Raw genomic sequence first — 17756 nt, 5'->3', positions numbered from 1 at the left:
GATTAAGGAGTAAATGTAGCAACCCCAAGCTCATCCTCGCGGCGAGTCTTCGCTTTCATTTCAGAGGGAGAGGTCGCGATACGCAGATTCATCTCTTGTTCGGTACGCAGCAGTTCACCGCGCAGTGAGTTCGGGAAAACGTCAACGATCTTCACATCAACAAATTGACCGATCAGATCCGGTGAGCCTTCGAAGTTCACTACACGGTTATTTTCAGTACGGCCACGCAGCTCCATCAGATCTTTTTTCGATGGGCCTTCAACCAAAATACGCTGTTCAGTACCCAGCATCAGGCGTGAATAACGCATAGCTTGGCTGTTGATCTGCTGTTGCAATTCGTACAGACGTTCTTTCTTCACTTCTTCCGACAGATCGCAAGGATAGTCAGCGGCGGGTGTGCCTGGACGAGGTGAGAAAATAAAGCTAAAGCTCATGTCGAAATCGACATCGCGGATCAGCTTCATGGTGTCTTGGAAATCTTTGTCGGTTTCCCCAGGGAAGCCAACGATAAAATCAGAGCTGATTTGAATATCTGGGCGTGCTTTACGTAGCTTACGGATAATGGATTTGTACTCAATCGCCGTATGTGGACGCTTCATCATAGTCAGAATGCGATCGCTCCCACTTTGTACTGGCAAGTGCAGGAAGCTCACGAGCTCAGGCGTGTCTTCGTACACTGCAATAATGTCATCCGTAAATTCGAGTGGGTGGCTAGTGGTAAAGCGGATACGATCGATGCCGTCAATGGTGGCGACCAAACGCAGTAATTCAGCGAAAGAACAAATGCCGCCATCGTGAGTGGCACCACGGTAAGCGTTGACGTTTTGACCCAGCAGGTTAACTTCACGCACCCCTTGCTCGGCAAGCTGAGCGATCTCGAACAGGACATCGTCCATAGGACGGCTGACTTCTTCACCGCGTGTGTAAGGCACTACGCAGTAAGTACAGTATTTTGAGCAGCCTTCCATGATTGAAACGAACGCAGTTGGGCCTTCCGCACGTGGCTCAGGCAGGCGGTCGAATTTTTCAATCTCAGGGAAAGAGATATCCATCACGGGCGCGTCGCTGGTTTGCGATTGTTTAATCATTTCAGGCAGACGATGGAGTGTCTGTGGGCCGAAGATGACATCCACATAAGGTGCACGATCGCGAATCGAGTCACCTTCTTGAGTGGCAACACAGCCACCGACACCGATCACGACTCCGGGTTTTTTGTCTTTCAGGGTTTTCCAACGACCGAGTTGGTGGAAGACTTTTTCCTGTGCCTTTTCACGAATCGAACAGGTGTTTAGGAGTAAAACGTCAGCTTCCTCGGGTATTTCTGTCAGCTCATAGCCGTTTGCAGCATTAAGCAGGTCAGCCATTTTCGATGAATCGTACTCGTTCATCTGGCAGCCCCAAGTTTTAATTAGCAGTTTCTTACTCATCTCACTTTCGCTCGTTCAATAGTTCTTCAATCATTTGAGCTGTAGCTCACATTCTAGCCGCCCTCTCGGCGGTAAGCGGCGTATTGTACTGCTTTAAAAACCGACTGACTAGTAATTGGCGGAATTCTCTTGTAACCCTTGTTGTGATTGGCTTTTTACCTTATTACGAGCAAGGATTTAACGTAAAAAATGTCGCAATATTTCCCTTACTCCGTACAATGCCGTGAAGAGAAAATACTGGGTGGGAAAAGGTATGAGTAGCAACAAATTTGACATCCTCGTGGTGGGGGGCGGCATGGTGGGCGCGGCTGCTGCACTGGGCTTTGCTCGCCAAGGACGCAAGGTTGCGGTAATTGATTCTGGCGCGCCGCACGCTTTTGAGCCCAGTCAGCCTATGGATGTGCGTGTTTCTGCGATTTCGCAAACCTCGGTAGCACTGCTAGAAGAACTGGGTGCTTGGTCAAGTGTTGTTGGTATGCGTGCTTGTCCTTATCGTCACTTAGAAACGTGGGAACACCCAGAATGTCGAACGCATTTTTCTTGTGAGTCGCTCGGGTTGCCACAATTAGGTTACATGGTAGAAAACCGAGTCATTCAATTAGCACTATGGCAGCAATTTGCAGCTTATCCGCAGTTGACCTTAATGTGTCCCGAACAATTGGCGCAGTTGAATGTGAGTGCAGAGGGATGCCGTGTTACCTTGCAATCGGGCGCTGAAATTGAGTGTGATTGGGTAATCGGTGCGGATGGCGCAAATTCCCAGGTGCGCCAACTGGCGCATATCGGTGTAACGGCGTGGGATTATCGTCAACACTGTATGTTGATTAATGTGCAGACGGAGCAGATCCAACAAGAAACCACGTGGCAGCAATTTTTTCCAACAGGGCCGCGCTCCTACTTACCTTTGGGCGGCAATCAGGCGTCTTTGGTGTGGTATGACACACCGCAGCGTATTCGCAAGCTCAGCGGTCTTAATCCGGAGCAATTGCGTAGCGAAATTCTGCAGTATTTTCCGGCCGAGTTGGGGAATATTAAAGTGTTGCAACACGGTGCTTTCCCATTAACGCGCCGTCATGCTCAGCAGTATGTGAAAAATCGCTGTATTTTGATTGGGGATGCAGCACACACCATAAACCCATTAGCAGGGCAGGGCGTCAATTTGGGCTTTAAAGATGTGGCCGTGTTGCTGGCGCAAACTCAAGAGCAGGCGTTAAATCAGGCATCTTTTGAACGCTATGAACGCTGCCGTCGTCCCGATAATTTACTGATGCAAACAGGGATGGACTTGTTCTACAAAACCTTCAGTAACTCAATGACACCAGTGAAGTTTCTGCGTAATGCTGCGTTGGCATTGGCTGAGCGTTCTGGCCCACTGAAAACGCAAGTGCTGCGTTATGCCCTTGGTTTTACGAATTGAATGTTGTTTGAGATGAGCGCTAGTTAGGCGCTATTGGCTATGTCAAAAGACTCGGCCGTAAAAACAAAAAACGCTGCACTCGGCAGCGTTTTTTACATCGAACGTTTTAAATCGAACCAAGCGATTACTTGGTCACGCGTAGGATCGGTGTTTCACCTACGGTCACTGAACCAGAAAGTTTGTTCAGCTCTTTGATTTCATCCATGTTAGAGATAACAACAGGAGTCAGAGTTGATTTTGCTTTCTCTTCGAGCAGTGCCAAATCGAATTCGATGATAGTATCGCCGATTTTCACTGATTGGCCTTCTTCAGCAATACGCTTGAAGCCTTCACCTTTCAGCTCAACCGTGTCGATACCGAAGTGAACAAACAGCTCAACGCCGTCATCTGATTCGATAGAAAACGCGTGGTTGGTTTCGAAGATTTTGCCGATAGTACCGTTAACAGGAGCTACCATTTTGTTACCAGCAGGCTTGATCGCGATACCGTCGCCAACGATTTTCTCAGCGAAAACCACATCTGGTACATCTTCGATGTTTACAATTTCACCAGAAAGAGGTGCGATGATGTCGATTGCACCTGCGTTAGCGCTGTCGTCAGAGACTAGCTTCTTAAGTTTGTCAAACAGACCCATTGTGTCATGCTCCTAACGTTTTAAATTTGTTCTGTCGAAGTATAGTATACCAATCGCTAAAGATAGACGACTATTTTCATCGCCTATCTCCTTGGTATCAACCGATAATTACGCTTTCGCTGCGATGAATTTATCTACGCAAGCTTCAATTTCTGCAGCCGTTGGCAGGGCAAGCGCCTCTTCAGCCATCGCTTTGATTTCCGCATAATTGGCGTTACGGATCACTTTCTTCACTTTTGGAATCGAGATGCCGCTCATTGAGAACTCATCCAGACCCATACCGAGTAGGAGTAGCGTTGCACGCTCGTCACCCGCTAATTCACCACACATACCAGTCCATTTGCCTTCTGCGTGAGAAGCATCAATCACCTGCTTGATCACGGTCAGAACCGCTGGAGAGAGTGGGTTGTAGAGGTGAGAGATCATCTCGTTACCACGGTCTACCGCTAGGGTATACTGAGTTAAATCGTTGGTACCGATAGAGAAGAAAGAGACTTCTTTTGCCAAGTGATGAGCAATCGCTGCTGCAGCTGGCGTTTCTACCATCACACCGATTTCGATGTTTTCATCGAAAGCATGACCTTCGGTGCGCAGTTCAGCTTTGTACTCTTCAATCGCATTTTTCAGCTCACGAATTTCTTCTACTGAAATGATCATTGGGAACATAACGCGAAGTTTGCCGTGTGCAGAAGCACGCAGAATACCGCGTAGCTGGTCACGTAGAATTTCACGGCGATCTAAGCTGATACGCACGGCACGCCAACCCAAGAATGGGTTCATCTCTTTTGGGAGATCCATGTACGGCAGATCTTTGTCGCCGCCGATGTCCATGGTGCGGATGATAACCGCTTGGCCATTCATCGCTTCCGCGACTTCTTTGTAGGCTTGGTACTGTTCTTCTTCTGTTGGCAGGGCATCACGATCCATGAACAGGAATTCAGTACGGTATAGGCCGACACCTTCACCACCGTTACGGATGATACCGTCACAGTCTTTCACGGTACCGATGTTGCCACACACTTCAACGCGATGGCCGTCTAGCGTTTCTGCTGGAAGATCTTTCAGCTTAGCGAGCTCTTCTTTTTCCGCTAGGAAAGCCGCTTTAACCGCTTTGGCTTCTTCAATTTGTGCTTGAGTTGGATTCACAATGATCTTGTTGTTCATTGCGTCCAGAATTAATGTGTCGCCATTTTTCACTTTCTTAGTGATGTCGTTAGTACCGACAATCGCTGGCAGCTCTAGAGAGCGAGCCATGATAGAAGTGTGAGAGGTACGGCCGCCAATATCACATGCAAAACCGAGAACGTAGTTCAGGTTAATCTGCGCAGTTTCAGAAGGCGTTAAATCGTAGGCAACAAGGACAACTTCTTGATCGATTTCGCTCAGCGATACGATGTGCATGCCCAGAGCGTTTTTCACAAAACGTGTACCGATATCACGGATATCTGTTGCACGTTCTTTGAGATATTCATCGTCTAAAGATTCAAGCGCAGTGGCTTGCTCTTCGATAACGGTATGAATTGCGTTATCGGCAGACATTTTTTCTTTTTTGATGAGGGCTAAAATCTCTTCTTCTAGCTCTTCATCTTCAAGCAACATGATATGGCCTTCAAAGATGGCTTCTTTTTCTTCACCAAAAGTTTCAAGTGCTTTTTGTTTGATCACTTCTAACTGCGCAGAAGATTTATCACGCGCAGTGTAAAAGCGCTCAACTTCGGCTTCTACTTGATCGTCAGAAATGGTGTTTGTGTTTAGGACAATTTCATCTTCTTGAAGAAGTAATGCTTTACCAATAGCAATACCTGGAGATGCTAGAATGCCTGAAATCATAGCCTTACCTTAAACTGGTCAACTGTAAACGGGAGAGTGGACAATCGCTAACCGTAACGTTTAGCGTATTTCTCGGGTTATTTCCAACAAAGCCATTTTGCGTGAACAAAATGGCTTTGAAAGGAAGACCGGATTAGTGAAGTTGGTCCATCAGAGCAACTAGGTGCTCAACAGCTTCTTTTGCCTGAGGGCCTTCGGCAGAGATAGTCACGACAGTACCTTTTACCAGACCTAGCGTTTGCAGCTTGAACAGACTTTTCGCGCTTGCACTTTTACCGTTAGAAGTCACAGTGATGTCTGCATCGAAGGCTTTTGCTTCTTTAACAAACTGTGCAGCAGGACGAGTGTGAAGGCCGTTTTCTGCAGTGATTTCTACTTGCTTCTCGTACATGTTTTATACCCCAATGAGTTTATTTTTTGTAAGTTTGTTAACCAGATTTAGCTTAACCGCATAAACTGCTTTGTGCTAGCACTGTCACAGGCTTTTCGTGTTAGAACTAAGGCTGGTCAAAATTTTATCAATTGCCTTTGCTATTTTTTGCAATTTGATCAATTGAGCGTAAACCGTCTGCTTCTTTATTTTGAAGCTAAAAATAAAACATGCCGATATTACCAAAGGTGAGGCAGGGATCAACAAAAAAGCCCCTGACTGGGGCTTTTTTAAACGAAAATTTGATTTAACCACGTATTACTGCTGGTTTTCTTTATCAGTGAAAATGCCTGCGAATAGAGCTGTGCTCAAGTAACGTTCACCTGAACTTGGTAACACAGTGACTATAGTTTTTCCTTCAAATTCAGGCAATTGTGCGATTCGGTTAGCGGCAACAACCGCAGCACCAGAAGAGATCCCCGCGAGAATGCCTTCTTCTTCCATTAGGCGACGCGCCATTTCAATCGCTTCATCTGAGGTGACACGCTCAACACGATCAATCAAGCTTAAATCTAAGTTACCAGGGATAAAACCGGCACCGATACCTTGAATTTTATGTGGAGCAGGTTTGATTTCTTCTCCCGCCAGTGCTTGTGTGATGACCGGTGATTCAGCCGGTTCAACCGCAACAGAAAGAATGGCTTTACCTTGAGTGCCTTTGATGTAGCGACTGGTACCCGTCAATGTACCGCCAGTACCAACACCAGCAACAAACACATCAATTTGACCATCTGTTGCATCCCAAATCTCTGGGCCTGTCGTCTTTTCATGGATCTGCGGGTTAGCTGGGTTATTGAATTGCTGGAGGAGCAAATATTTTTCTGGGTTGCTGGCAACAATCTCTTCTGCTTTCGCAATCGCGCCTTTCATGCCTTTTGCTGCTTCAGTCAGTTCTAAATTGGCGCCAAGTGCTTTGAGTAGCTTACGACGCTCTAAACTCATCGATTCAGGCATGGTCAGAGTTAACTTGTATCCACGAGCTGCAGCAACAAACGCTAGGGCAACACCAGTATTACCACTTGTTGGCTCTACTAATTCAACGCCAGACTTGAGTTTGCCTTGCTTTTCAGCTTCCCAAATCATATTGGCGCCGATTCGGCATTTTACGCTGAAGCTTGGGTTGCGTGCTTCAATCTTAGCCAGCACTTTGCCGTTAGAGACTTTGTTTAAGCGCACTAGTGGAGTGTTACCAATAGTCAGTGAATTGTCTTCGTAGATTTTGCTCATGGCGATGTTCCTTCATTCGTTACGCAGTGAGTGTGCGTGAATACTTAGTGAATATGGACAGAGAATAAGTTCATATTCACTAAGCGAAAAGGATTAAAAAGTTATAACTTATGTGGTGCTTGTTATTGGCGCACAGGGGAGTGTTGTGTCTTAAATTCCATCACCCACATCGCCGTCGCGCCACACACGGCAATTGGGACGATGAAGAGGTTCACAATCGGAATGCTTGTGAAAAAAGCGACCAGCATACCAAATCCATAGGCCTTACTTTGATTTTGTTTCAAAGTGTTACGCATGTCATGGAAGCTGATTTTGTGGTTATCGAAGGGATAGTCGCAATACTGTATAGCCAACATCCAAGCCGTGAACAGGAACCAAGCAATAGGGCCTAGGGTTTGCCCAAGTGCTGGGATCAGTAATAGCAGGAATAAGCCAAGTGCTTTGGGAAGCACGTAAAGCAGTTTACGCCATTCTCGACTAAGGATTCGAGGAGCGTCTTTGACCAGTGCCCAGACACCTTCCTCACCGATGCGTTCACCTGATAGATGCTGCTCCACCTTTTCGGCCAATAGACCATTAAATGGCGAGGCAATAAAGTTGGCTAAGGTACTAAAAAAATAGGAGAAAGTAGCGAGAATGGTTAATGCTAACAGCGGCCAAAGTACATAACTTAGCCAAGAGAGAAACGAAGGTAATTGTCCTATCCACTCGCTGATCCAAGTGTCTAAATGGCTGAATAAGTAGTACATAGCACCGCCGACTAAGATGATGTTAGCCAGTAGCGGAAGAACAACGAACCGACGTATGCCTGGCGTTAAAGCCAAACGTATGCCGTAAGAGAAGTAGCCGAACCCGGAACGTGAGCTGATCTGCATAAAAACGGTATTCTCCTTGATAAACCGAGTGAAGATTGTACTTGATTGATACTGAAGTGAAATGACGAAACTGCAAAAAACGCGTCATCTTTTCAACTTCTCACATTAAGTTGTTCTAAATTCAACGAGAGTTTTGGTAAAGTACCCCGACAAGTCAAAAACACACCCTGATAAACGTCCTGTCGGGCGCTAGAGCTCAGAACATCAAACGGGATACTGAGAGTTTAAGATGCAGGAACTGCGATTCGTATTGATAATTGTTGGCGCGTTGGCGATAGCGGCGTTGCTGTTTCATGGTCTGTGGACCAGCAAAAAAGAGGGAAAGTCCAAGTTTGGTGATAAACCTCTGCGCAAGATGAAAGTCGAAAGTGATGATCCGCCTTCGCGTGCCTTTGCGGCGGAAGACGATTTCGAAATCATCCGCAAGGAACGCAAAGAGCCTGATTTTGGCATTCCGAATCAACAGCATGATCCTCTGATCTCTGATTTCGCGGCCCATGATGAGCTGGATGAAGAAGAGGATGAGGAAGCGCGCATTCCGGTTCAGCCTCAATCCCAACCTCAACCTAGAAAGGTTCAACCTCAGGTTGAGATGCCTCGAGTTGTGCCAAACGTGCCAATGGCTAAGGGGCAACCTGAAGCGGTGACCGAGATTGAGGTACAAGAGCCGCAGGAAGAAAAGCTGGATGTGATTGTGCTCAATGTACACTGCGCTGGTAACCAGCCTTTTATCGGAACCAAACTGTTCGATAGCATGCAGCAAAATGGTTTGTTGTTTGGTGAGATGGATATTTTCCATCGCCATGCGGATCTCTCTGGAACGGGGAAAGTGTTGTTTAGTGTCGCGAATATGATGCAACCTGGTACGCTGATGCATGATGATCCTGCGGACTTTTCAACCAAAGGCATCTCCTTTTTTATGACACTGCCGTGTTTTGGCGATCCTGAGCAAAACTTCAAGTTGATGCTAAAAACCGCTCAACAAATTGCCGATGATCTTGGTGGGCATGTGTTGGACGATGCTCGTAACTTAATGACTCCGAACCGACTTGATGCTTATCGTAAGCAAATTCAAGAGTTTAAAGTTCGAGCCGCTCAAGCCTAAGTTTTGGGTATTCATTCAAGCACCACGCGATAGCGCGCTGCTTTACTTCGTCAGTAACAAGATAGAGATATCCCTAGTTATACTAAAAGGGCTCCGTAGCGGAGCCTTTTTTCATCATCCGAGAGAATTACGATGTCAGATGTCGCGCAACGATTAACAGAATTAAGAAAAACCTTGCATGAGCATGGTGTCCGCTATTACGTAGAAGATGCCCCCAGCATTCCGGATGCAGAATACGATCGCTTAATGCGCGAGCTGCTGGAATTGGAAGCGGCTCACCCGGAATTGATGAGCTCGGACTCGCCCAGTTTACGAGTCGGAGGACGTCCGCTTGATGCATTTGAATCTGTCGTGCATGAAATTCCGATGTTATCGCTCGATAACGCCTTTGATGATGGTGAATTAGAAAGCTTTTATCGCCGTATGACGGATAGGATCCCGGCGGTACAGCATAGTGCCTTTTGTTGTGAGCCGAAACTGGATGGCTTGGCGGTCAGTTTACTATACGAAAATGGTGTTCTGACCCGCGCGGCGACTCGTGGTGATGGTACGACCGGCGAAAACATCACAGAAAATGTACGTACCATTAAATCAATCCCTTTACGCCTGCAAGGCGCAGATTTTCCAACTCGTCTTGAAGTGCGCGGTGAAGTGTTTATGCCTAAAGCGGGGTTTGAAGCACTTAACGCACGAGCGCTTAAAAAAGGTGAAAAGCAGTTTGTGAACCCTCGTAATGCCGCGGCGGGGAGCCTACGTCAACTCGACTCTAAAATTACCGCTCAACGTCCACTGGCTTTTTATGCTTACAGTGTTGGTGTTATTGAAGGCGGAGAGTTAGCGACCAGCCACTATCAACGATTTTTACAATTAAAGGGCTGGGGGCTGCCGATTTGTCCAGAAACCAAACTGGTAACTTCTCTCGCCGAAGTCAAAGCTTTTTATCAAGACATTTTGCAACGTCGCCAGTCTTTGGCTTATGAGATTGATGGCGTCGTCATTAAAGTTGACGATATCCAGTTGCAAGAGCGATTGGGGTTCGTGGCTAGAGCGCCGCGCTGGGCGATTGCCTATAAATTTCCTGCGCAGGAAGAGCTTACTTTGCTCAATGATGTTGAATTTCAGGTAGGTCGTACTGGCGCGATTACCCCTGTTGCTAAGTTGGAACCTGTGTTTGTCGGTGGTGTTACGGTAAGTAATGCCACATTACATAATGCCGATGAGATTGAGCGTTTGGGAGTGATGGTCGGAGATACGGTGGTGATCCGCCGTGCTGGGGATGTCATCCCACAAATCGTCTCGGTGGTATTAGAGCGACGCCCTGAGAATGCAAAATCTATTGTATTTCCTACTCGTTGCCCAGTTTGTCAATCGGATGTTGAACGGGTTGAAGGAGAAGCGGTTGCTCGATGTTCCGGTGGACTGATTTGCCAAGCTCAGCGCAAAGAGGCATTGAAGCATTTTGTTTCTCGCAAGGCCATGGATGTAGAAGGCTTGGGCGATAAAGTGATTGAGCAACTGGTTGACCGAGAAATGGTGAGTACACCTGCTGATTTATTCCGGTTAAGAGCGGGAGAGCTCACGATTTTGGAGCGAATGGGCCCCAAATCGGCGCAGAATGTGATTGATGCTCTCAATAAAGCGAAGCAAACCACATTACCTAAGTTTTTATATGCACTGGGTATTCGTGAAGTCGGCGAGGCTACCGCACTCAACTTGGCTCAGCACTTTTTAAGTTTGGAAGCGATTCAACAAGCGAGTTTAGAACAATTTATCGAAGTCCCCGATGTCGGAGTGGTTGTTGCAAGCCATTTACAGGCCTTCTTTGCGCAAGACCGTAACCAACAAGTGATCAATGAATTGCTAGAACAAGGCATCACATGGCCGGCGCTAACGGCTGCGCCCGTGGCGGTAGACTCTGCTCTAGCGGGCAAAATTGTTGTGTTAACCGGCAGTTTTACTCAATTGTCTCGTAATGATGCGAAAGCCGCACTACAAGCTTTAGGTGCTAAGGTGACGGGGAGCGTATCAAAAAATACTGATATTGTTTTTGCAGGAGAAGCAGCGGGCTCTAAGCTAGCCAAAGCGACCGAGTTGGGTATCCAAGTTTTCGATGAGCAAGCATTAATCGAATTTTTGAAATAAGCCTATTCACTTAATATTTGAAGCGGCAGTGGTGTTGGCGATGTGTGTTCACTCCAACATCGCCTGCCTATGCTTATAGGGATGAATTTACTTGCAGCCTACCTACAATTCCAACTCGATTCGGTATGTTTCATGTTGGATCTGCTGCATTTTTTATAAATAGATTGAACTTCTTGCTCATCCCAAGTCTAAACCTCAGCCTGTGCTGGGGTTTATTTTTGCTCAGAAACAACTCGCCAATTTATATCAAGTTCAGGACTTTTATTGTTTTTAAAAGTCATCCCTCATTTTGTTTTTATTCGACGCATTTCAAATAAAATACATTGACCAATAATAAAAATTTATACTTATCAGTTATTTAGGTTTGCTCTGGCTTTGTGCTAGTAATAATTGGATCTCGATCACTTACTCCCCAGAAGTTTGCCGTGGCTCATATTTTTTTAGATAAAAATTAAGTTCTGATTGATGTTTTCTAACCGAGAGTTAGTCTACGGATATGGATACACGGTCAGTGTGCCAACAACTAAGAGAATCGGTTTCGATACTCGAAAAGGAAATGACTTCTCCCTTCGGCGGCCAACTTAAGGGAGAAACTCAAAAAACAGCTATATCCATTTTTAGGAGTTATCCATGGACAAATTTTTCAAGATATCTGCGCTAACAGCAGCCATGTTTGGTGTTGTTGCTGTTGCTCCCGCTTCAGCAAACACTGAATCTGCTGGCGGTGGTGAGTATGTAGAGAAAGTAAATGAATTTATGCAAGACTCGAGTCTTAATGCTGCATTCATTGTAGATACTCGTTCACGTACACGGACTACTGGGAAACCAGGTGGTGAAAATGGCGATCGCTGGAGTCGATTAAATTATTCGTCTTATAACGCTATTCTAGATTTCACTTCTGGTTATCATGATGGATGGCTAGGTGCAGATATTGCTGGTTATTATTCCGGCGATTTGTACAACGAGAGCCGTTATAGTGATAGTGAAGGGTATCTTTGTAATGAAATTTCCACCTGTAATAACCTTGATTGGGGGGCTGGTGACGGCCAACAATTAAAAATTTACAAGGCTGCTTTGAAGTTTAAAGCTAACGAAAACTTTGATGGTCGTTTTGGTATGATTCAAGCCAATGGTAATGGCACTATTGGTAACGTATGGAGTTTTGTACCTGGTACATACCGTGGTTTTGAACTAAATGGAAAAATTGGTAATTTCAATCTAACGTATTTTGGAGCGGACCAATTTACTGCACCATGGCTTTTAAGCCAAGACGATTACGCGCCTGCATTATGGTCTGATACTTCTTGGAGTTATTTGCATTCGCTGGGCTTAAATGGCAACCTCACTGACAGTTTATTTATGCAGTTAGGTGTAGGTCAGGCGACAGGTGTTCAATACGCAAACAATGTTGATTGGGGTGCTGGTAAGGTTACTAGTTATCACGCTGAAACAGATAATACATCGTATAAAGCCTACTTAAAATACACTGTTAACGATACTACAACAGTGGCATTTGACTTCTATGGTGTTGATGATGAAGTCAAATATGATGGCTTAGGTTTCCATACAGGTCTATCACTAAACAAATCATTCGGACAATTTTCATGGATGTCTGAGTTGATGTATACAGATACAGACAATCGTTCTGACTTTGTTCCTCGTACAATTCATACTTATGGTATGAATAATGGTAACTGGTCTCAATGGTGGGATGCATTGTCTGATTGGAACAAATCAGGTGAAGTTGCATGGTACAACCGTGTATCTTACGATCAAGGTAATGGTTGGAGCTACTACTTAGGGTTTGGCTTTGGTACGGGCTCTGACTCAGCTGCGAGTGGCGCATCCGGTGATTGGGATTACGAAAGTGAATATGCAGTAAATGCTACTGTTGCTTATTCTGTTCAAGCTGGTGCGTTAAAGGGTACAACTGTTCGTCTGCATGGAACAATCTTAGAGCGTGATGAATTTGAGGGCGCATCTGATGCAGATGAAACAGATTTACGTCTACAAGTAATCATCCCTTACAGCTTCCATTAATAACGCCTATTAATAGATCCTTAGCGGCTAAAGCCAGTCAGTTAATCTGACTGGTTTTTTTATTGGTGTATATTTCTTGGGTATGCCCAATCTTCTCTCTTGATGGGCAACACATGATGTATCGCCTCCTCCTGCAAGTGGTTAATACGCTTAGTGATTAGTAGGTATATTGTGAAATAGCTTTCTGAAATATTGGTTTTTATTTTTGCTAAATAAAGAGGTGTCATTATGAATATTAGCCAGATTGCCAAACTCACCTCGCTGACTGCCAAGTCGATTCGTCTATACGAAGAGAAAGGTCTCATCACCCCTCCATTGCGCTCTGAAAGTGGTTATCGCACTTACACTCAGCAGCATGTGGATGATTTACTGCTGATTGCTCGCTGTCGGCGAGTCGGTTTTAGTTTGGATGAGTGTAAAGCCATGCTCACTCTTGCCAATGATCCAAACCGAACGAGCGCAGCGGTGCGCGCGCGAGCGCAAGAAAAGTGGCAAGAAGTCTCGAGAAAACTCTCCGAGCTCACCATGATTAAGCAGCAGCTAGAAGAGTGGATTGCCTCTTGTCCCGGAGATCAAGGCAGCGATTGCCCAATCATAGAACAGTTGAAGGGACATTGTTGTTCAAACAATAAAACTAAGACCCCGTAGGGTCTTAGTTCCGACTTGAAGTTGCCTACAGAATGATAGACTTTTCGATAGGTTGGACGACTAAGATAATCCCATCCACAGCAACGACAGAAACACGGCTCCCAGCCGCAAGCTGCTGATCGCAGCGCGCTGTCCAAGCCGTATCACCCAGTGTTACTTGAAACTCTCCTGCTGGGGTATCTTCGGTTATCGGAATAATACGTCCGAGTAACTGTTTTTCTTTCTGGTTAAGGTCGCGTTCTGTATCTTGCTTTTTATCTCGGCTAAATTGACGTCGCCACCAAAGCCAAGTCGTGACCAGAGAAAAACTCGCAAAAGCTAGCCACTGCAGTTGCCAACCAAAAGGCATTACGGCCAGCAATACCCCAACTAATAGTGCTGATAGGCCAAGCCACAAAAAATAACCTGCAGTGCCGAGTAGCTCAGCGGCTAATAGAAGTAGGCCCAAGGCCAACCAATGCCAGAAATTCAATTGTGAGAGTAGCTCTACCACGGGGCACCTACTTAGTGGTTTGTGATGATTTAAACATTTCTGCAATTCCTGCGACAGAACCCATTAGGCCTGTTGCTTCAAGTGGCAGCATAATGATCTTACCATTCTCTGCTTGACCAATGGCTTTCAGCGCTTCGGTATAGCCTTGAGCAATAAAGTAATTGACCGCTTGCATATCACCTTTAGCGATGGCTTCTGAAACCATAGTGGTTGCTTTGGCTTCCGCTTCGGCAGCACGCTCGCGCGCTTCAGCTTGTAAAATAGCGGCTTGCTTTTCTCCTTCAGCTTTCAATATTTCGGATTGTTTTTGACCTTCCGCACGTAAGATTTGCGCTTGGCGCACCCCTTCAGCTTCAAGGACTTCAGCCCGTTTGTTACGTTCAGCTTTCATCTGAGCATTCATTGCAGCGGTCAAATCAGCAGGTGGCTGTACATCTTTGATTTCAATACGTGTCACTTTTACACCCCACGGGCTGGTGGCATGGTCAACAATTGACAGCAGCTTGGTATTAATCATGTCACGTTGACTGAGCATCTCATCCAGCTCCATTGAACCTAATACGGTACGCATATTGGTGAGGGTGAGGTTACGGATAGCATGTTGCAGTTGGCTAACCTCATAAGCGGCTTTCGCTGCATCAATGACTTGTACAAAACAGACCGCATCAATCACAACATTCGCGTTGTCTTTGGAAATGACTTCTTGAGCTGGGATATCTAAAACTTGTTCCATCATATTGATTTTATGACCAACACGGTCAATAAAAGGGATGATTAGGTTGAGTCCGGGCTTGAGTGTTTGTGTGTAGCGCCCAAATCTTTCGACCGTCCAGTTATTACCTTGAGGCACGGTTTTTACTGCAGAGGAGATGAAAATAACCACAGCCAGTACGAGAACTGCGATAGTGATCAATGAATCAATAGCCATGACGTATCCTTGTTTTTTAAAGTAATAGCTTGCTACTTGCCGTTAAAGCGATGAGCGAATATTTAGTCAGCTAAGAATGAGCGCCTCTTGCCTAAAAAAATAGCCGAAAACGTTCCCAATCAGTGACTTGTGACTAAGTTAACAGCAACTAATGCTATTTACTATCCTAGAGAAGGGTTAACAATCAATTTTATAGCTGATGATTATACTTCCTGCTTGAAGCTGCAGTGGTGTTGGCAGTATTCGCTCAACCCAATTACTTCGTGTACCAGTGTTGGTGGGGATTCACTTATTTGCCGCCTACCTGCAACTTCAAGTCGTTTGAGGATATAAATATGGCGCTCATATTAGAGCGCCATATGTCTTTTCCTATTTCAAGCAGCCGCAGTGTTGGCTGTATGCTTCACGTCGTGAATCGGTTGGACTTGGGTTAGTAAAGAAGTGAATAGAGTTTTTTACGATACTGATTCGCTAATGGATGACCTTGACCTAGGGCGGTTAGGATATCCATAAAGGTTTTTTTCATTTCACCATCTAAGGTGTTTAGATTTTTACTGAGCCAAGACCAGAGTAAGGAGAGGGCTTCCTCGTCGCGTTTGACATGGTGATATTGTTTGGCAAGCTCTATAGCAATATTGGGATTCTGCGGGTCACTATTCCACTCTTGCTCAAGAGCGATAATTTCTGGGCTATTCGCGGCTTGTTGATGTAATTCGAGTCTCGCGATCAGCGTTTTGTATTCACCTTGTTGGTATTCAAGTGGCATGTTGGCCAGCTCGGTTTGCGCCGCTTCTACTGCGCCGGTTTCTAGATAACAGCGAGCTAGAGTGAGTTTGACCTCACCTTTATTGCGCCACTCATCACTCAATGTGCTGAGCAGAGATAATGCTTCACTAAATTGCTCTTGCTCTGCAAGCTCGAATCCTTGGTACATGAGGCGCTCTTCATCGCTTGGCAAATGACGCTTAAGCATTTCCTCAACCGCTTCAATTGGCTGGGGGCCGCCTAATCCATCGACGGGTTTACCTTCAATAAACAGCGCAATGGTCGGAATCGCTTGGATCCCAAACTGCGCAGCAATCCCTTGTTCTTCTTGGCAATTTAAGCGTGCAAGAACAAAGGCTCCTTGATAACGTTCTGTGAGTTGTTCAATCGCGGGTAACAGCTCGGCACTCTCATGACTTATTGGAGCCCAAAAATAAAAAAGTACTGGTGAGAGGGTGGAGTGTTGGAGCACTTGGTGAAAGTTATGTTGAGAAACGTCAATAATCTTGGCTGCTTGCATAGCAAATCCTTGGTTTGGATGGCACATCGCTGAATAAACTATGGGGATGAAGGCTTCAAAACTCAAGCCTAGGTAAGTTCCTTCCTAGATAAAGTGATCGCGTGATGGGATCGGTTCTCTTGTTTGAACTGAGTCGTCGAACAGTGATGCAAGAGGTTGGTGTATGCAAGGATTAAAACAAAATCACCACCCGAAGGTGGTGATTTTGTGGCTCTTACGAGCGAGCAAGCAAAGGTGTTTAAAGCAGTATAAATAAGGTCAGCGCAACACCGACACCGATCCAATTCCATTGGTTTAATGTCATTTTTTGTCGAACCACATGCAACGCTTGATAAATATTGATATTTTTACTCAATGTCTAGGAATTAATCCAGTGAGCATTATGAAGTTTGCCGCGCAATTGTTACCAAATAATGACAATTAAATAATTTATGCGGCTTTAAATAATAATTTGTCTAGCCAGCGTGTGGGTAAAAGTCGCTTTAATACTGCAAAGACTTTGGTTGGCATCGTAATGCGATAACGGATCTTCGGTTTGCGTGCTTCCAGAGCATGGCAAAGGGGTGTTAGACAAGCCTCTGGCGGTAAGACAAAGCGGTTGTTGGAGTGCGTTTTGCTCAAACGTTGCATTTGTTGTTGGTAGGCGAGGTGGTGAACACTTTGTTCGATGTTTACCCAGCGCTTAAAGGCGTGTAAGGCATTGGCGCGAAATTGAGTTTCAATCGGACCAGGTTCAATCAAACTGATATGAATATCCGACCCTTGCAATTCCAGTCTTAAGGTATCTGTCCAGCCCTCGATGGCAAACTTGGAGGCATTGTAAGCACCGCGATATTTCATGGCGGCAAAGCCGAGTACAGAGCTGTTTTGAATAATGCGTCCGTAACCTTGACGACGAAAGTGAGGAAGCAAGCGGGTCGTCAGATGATGCCAGCCAAAAAAATTGGCTTCGAACTGTTCGCGCATAGCTTGTACGGGTAAGTCTTCCAAAGCGCCCGGTTGGCCATAAGCTCCGTTATTAAACAGTGCATAAAGCCGATGGTTGGAAAGTTCTAGCGCTTGCTCTACCGCTTGGTTGATGCTGGCTTCACAGGTGAGATCCAGTTGAATGCAGGTCAAACCCTCTTGGGATAGGCGCGCAACATCTTGTGCATCACGACATGATGCTATCACCTGATAACCCCGTAACTGCAATTGTTTCGCCGCCATGTAACCAATGCCGCTTGAGCAGCCAGTAATGAAAATCGATTTGGTCATCGCAATCCTATTATGTAT

At 45.7% G+C, this 17756-nt stretch carries 15 protein-coding genes; 5 read left to right on the top strand and 10 right to left on the bottom strand.

Translation table 11 applies throughout. The features are described from left to right. Positions 1-2: 2 nt before the first annotated feature. Positions 3-1427 carry a tRNA (N6-isopentenyl adenosine(37)-C2)-methylthiotransferase MiaB gene (gene miaB, locus F0316_RS09285; RefSeq protein ID WP_000038553.1) on the bottom strand — a complete coding sequence of 475 codons (1425 nt, stop codon included), beginning with the start codon at positions 1425-1427 and terminating at the stop codon, positions 3-5. 253 nt (positions 1428-1680) lie between these two features. Between miaB and F0316_RS09280 the strand changes: the two genes are divergently transcribed. Next, positions 1681-2844: a 2-octaprenyl-3-methyl-6-methoxy-1,4-benzoquinol hydroxylase gene (locus tag F0316_RS09280; protein ID WP_032473850.1), complete on the top strand. Its 1164-nt coding sequence runs from the start codon at positions 1681-1683 to the stop codon at positions 2842-2844. 124 nt (positions 2845-2968) lie between these two features. Here F0316_RS09280 and crr read toward each other — a convergent pair whose 3' ends face one another. From crr to cysZ, 5 genes are all read right to left on the bottom strand, one after another. Continuing rightward, positions 2969-3478 carry a PTS glucose transporter subunit IIA gene (crr, locus tag F0316_RS09275; RefSeq protein ID WP_000522238.1) on the bottom strand — a complete coding sequence of 170 codons (510 nt, stop codon included), beginning with the start codon at positions 3476-3478 and terminating at the stop codon, positions 2969-2971. 108 nt (positions 3479-3586) lie between these two features. Continuing rightward, complete coding sequence (gene ptsI, locus F0316_RS09270) at positions 3587-5308, bottom strand: phosphoenolpyruvate-protein phosphotransferase PtsI (protein WP_000623159.1); 1722 nt, start codon at positions 5306-5308, stop codon at positions 3587-3589. A gap of 133 nt (positions 5309-5441) precedes the next feature. After that, complete coding sequence (locus F0316_RS09265; protein WP_000273061.1) at positions 5442-5699, bottom strand: HPr family phosphocarrier protein; 258 nt, start codon at positions 5697-5699, stop codon at positions 5442-5444. Positions 5700-5996: 297 nt separating this feature from the next. Then, entirely contained in the window at positions 5997-6965 is a 969-nt protein-coding gene (gene cysK, locus F0316_RS09255) for a cysteine synthase A (RefSeq protein WP_000036923.1), read from the bottom strand. Between the two features lie 122 nt (positions 6966-7087). Further along, entirely contained in the window at positions 7088-7840 is a 753-nt protein-coding gene (gene cysZ, locus F0316_RS09250; protein WP_001167404.1) for a sulfate transporter CysZ, read from the bottom strand. A 229-nt stretch (positions 7841-8069) separates the two neighbouring features. Between cysZ and zipA the strand changes: the two genes are divergently transcribed. The 4 genes from zipA (at position 8070) to cueR (ending at position 13775) form a co-directional block, all read left to right on the top strand. Further along, on the top strand, positions 8070-8945 hold the full coding sequence (gene zipA, locus F0316_RS09245; protein WP_001157060.1) for a cell division protein ZipA: 876 nt from the start codon (positions 8070-8072) through the stop codon (positions 8943-8945). Positions 8946-9077: 132 nt separating this feature from the next. Beyond that, positions 9078-11087 (top strand): NAD-dependent DNA ligase LigA, encoded by a 2010-nt coding sequence (ligA, locus tag F0316_RS09240; protein WP_001286039.1) that lies wholly within the window; start codon positions 9078-9080, stop codon positions 11085-11087. Positions 11088-11717: 630 nt separating this feature from the next. Next, positions 11718-13127 (top strand): OprD family porin, encoded by a 1410-nt coding sequence (locus F0316_RS09230; RefSeq protein ID WP_000357097.1) that lies wholly within the window; start codon positions 11718-11720, stop codon positions 13125-13127. Between the two features lie 228 nt (positions 13128-13355). Continuing rightward, positions 13356-13775 carry a Cu(I)-responsive transcriptional regulator gene (gene cueR, locus F0316_RS09225; RefSeq protein WP_001027397.1) on the top strand — a complete coding sequence of 140 codons (420 nt, stop codon included), beginning with the start codon at positions 13356-13358 and terminating at the stop codon, positions 13773-13775. A gap of 25 nt (positions 13776-13800) precedes the next feature. Here cueR and F0316_RS09220 read toward each other — a convergent pair whose 3' ends face one another. From F0316_RS09220 to F0316_RS09200, 4 genes are all read right to left on the bottom strand, one after another. Next, positions 13801-14268, bottom strand: coding sequence for an NfeD family protein (locus F0316_RS09220; protein WP_000229925.1), 468 nt, complete (start codon positions 14266-14268; stop codon positions 13801-13803). A 7-nt stretch (positions 14269-14275) separates the two neighbouring features. Further along, positions 14276-15196: an SPFH domain-containing protein gene (locus tag F0316_RS09215; RefSeq protein ID WP_000963390.1), complete on the bottom strand. Its 921-nt coding sequence runs from the start codon at positions 15194-15196 to the stop codon at positions 14276-14278. A gap of 430 nt (positions 15197-15626) precedes the next feature. Beyond that, complete coding sequence (locus F0316_RS09210; protein WP_001147250.1) at positions 15627-16481, bottom strand: co-chaperone YbbN; 855 nt, start codon at positions 16479-16481, stop codon at positions 15627-15629. A gap of 429 nt (positions 16482-16910) precedes the next feature. Further along, a complete protein-coding gene (locus F0316_RS09200; protein WP_149560433.1) occupies positions 16911-17738 on the bottom strand; it encodes an SDR family oxidoreductase in 828 nt (275 codons plus the stop codon). Between the last annotated feature and the right edge of the window lie 18 nt (positions 17739-17756).

Source organism: Vibrio cholerae, assembly GCF_008369605.1.
Lineage (GTDB): Bacteria > Pseudomonadota > Gammaproteobacteria > Enterobacterales > Vibrionaceae > Vibrio > Vibrio cholerae.
The sequence above is the reverse complement of the archived record's forward strand: the minus strand, read 5'-3'. Positions and strand labels throughout refer to the sequence as shown.

Excerpts from the sequence above, each read along its gene's own strand:
- miaB (WP_000038553.1), bottom strand. The coding sequence starts at position 1,427 with ATGAGTAAGAAACTGCTAATTAAAACTTGGGGCTGCCAGATGAACGAG.
- F0316_RS09280 (WP_032473850.1), top strand. The coding sequence starts at position 1,681 with ATGAGTAGCAACAAATTTGACATCCTCGTGGTGGGGGGCGGCATGGTG.
- crr (WP_000522238.1), bottom strand. The coding sequence starts at position 3,478 with ATGGGTCTGTTTGACAAACTTAAGAAGCTAGTCTCTGACGACAGCGCT.
- ptsI (WP_000623159.1), bottom strand. The coding sequence starts at position 5,308 with ATGATTTCAGGCATTCTAGCATCTCCAGGTATTGCTATTGGTAAAGCA.
- F0316_RS09265 (WP_000273061.1), bottom strand. The coding sequence starts at position 5,699 with ATGTACGAGAAGCAAGTAGAAATCACTGCAGAAAACGGCCTTCACACT.
- cysK (WP_000036923.1), bottom strand. The coding sequence starts at position 6,965 with ATGAGCAAAATCTACGAAGACAATTCACTGACTATTGGTAACACTCCA.
- cysZ (WP_001167404.1), bottom strand. The coding sequence starts at position 7,840 with ATGCAGATCAGCTCACGTTCCGGGTTCGGCTACTTCTCTTACGGCATA.
- zipA (WP_001157060.1), top strand. The coding sequence starts at position 8,070 with ATGCAGGAACTGCGATTCGTATTGATAATTGTTGGCGCGTTGGCGATA.
- ligA (WP_001286039.1), top strand. The coding sequence starts at position 9,078 with ATGTCAGATGTCGCGCAACGATTAACAGAATTAAGAAAAACCTTGCAT.
- F0316_RS09230 (WP_000357097.1), top strand. The coding sequence starts at position 11,718 with ATGGACAAATTTTTCAAGATATCTGCGCTAACAGCAGCCATGTTTGGT.
- cueR (WP_001027397.1), top strand. The coding sequence starts at position 13,356 with ATGAATATTAGCCAGATTGCCAAACTCACCTCGCTGACTGCCAAGTCG.
- F0316_RS09215 (WP_000963390.1), bottom strand. The coding sequence starts at position 15,196 with ATGGCTATTGATTCATTGATCACTATCGCAGTTCTCGTACTGGCTGTG.
- F0316_RS09210 (WP_001147250.1), bottom strand. The coding sequence starts at position 16,481 with ATGCAAGCAGCCAAGATTATTGACGTTTCTCAACATAACTTTCACCAA.
- F0316_RS09200 (WP_149560433.1), bottom strand. The coding sequence starts at position 17,738 with ATGACCAAATCGATTTTCATTACTGGCTGCTCAAGCGGCATTGGTTAC.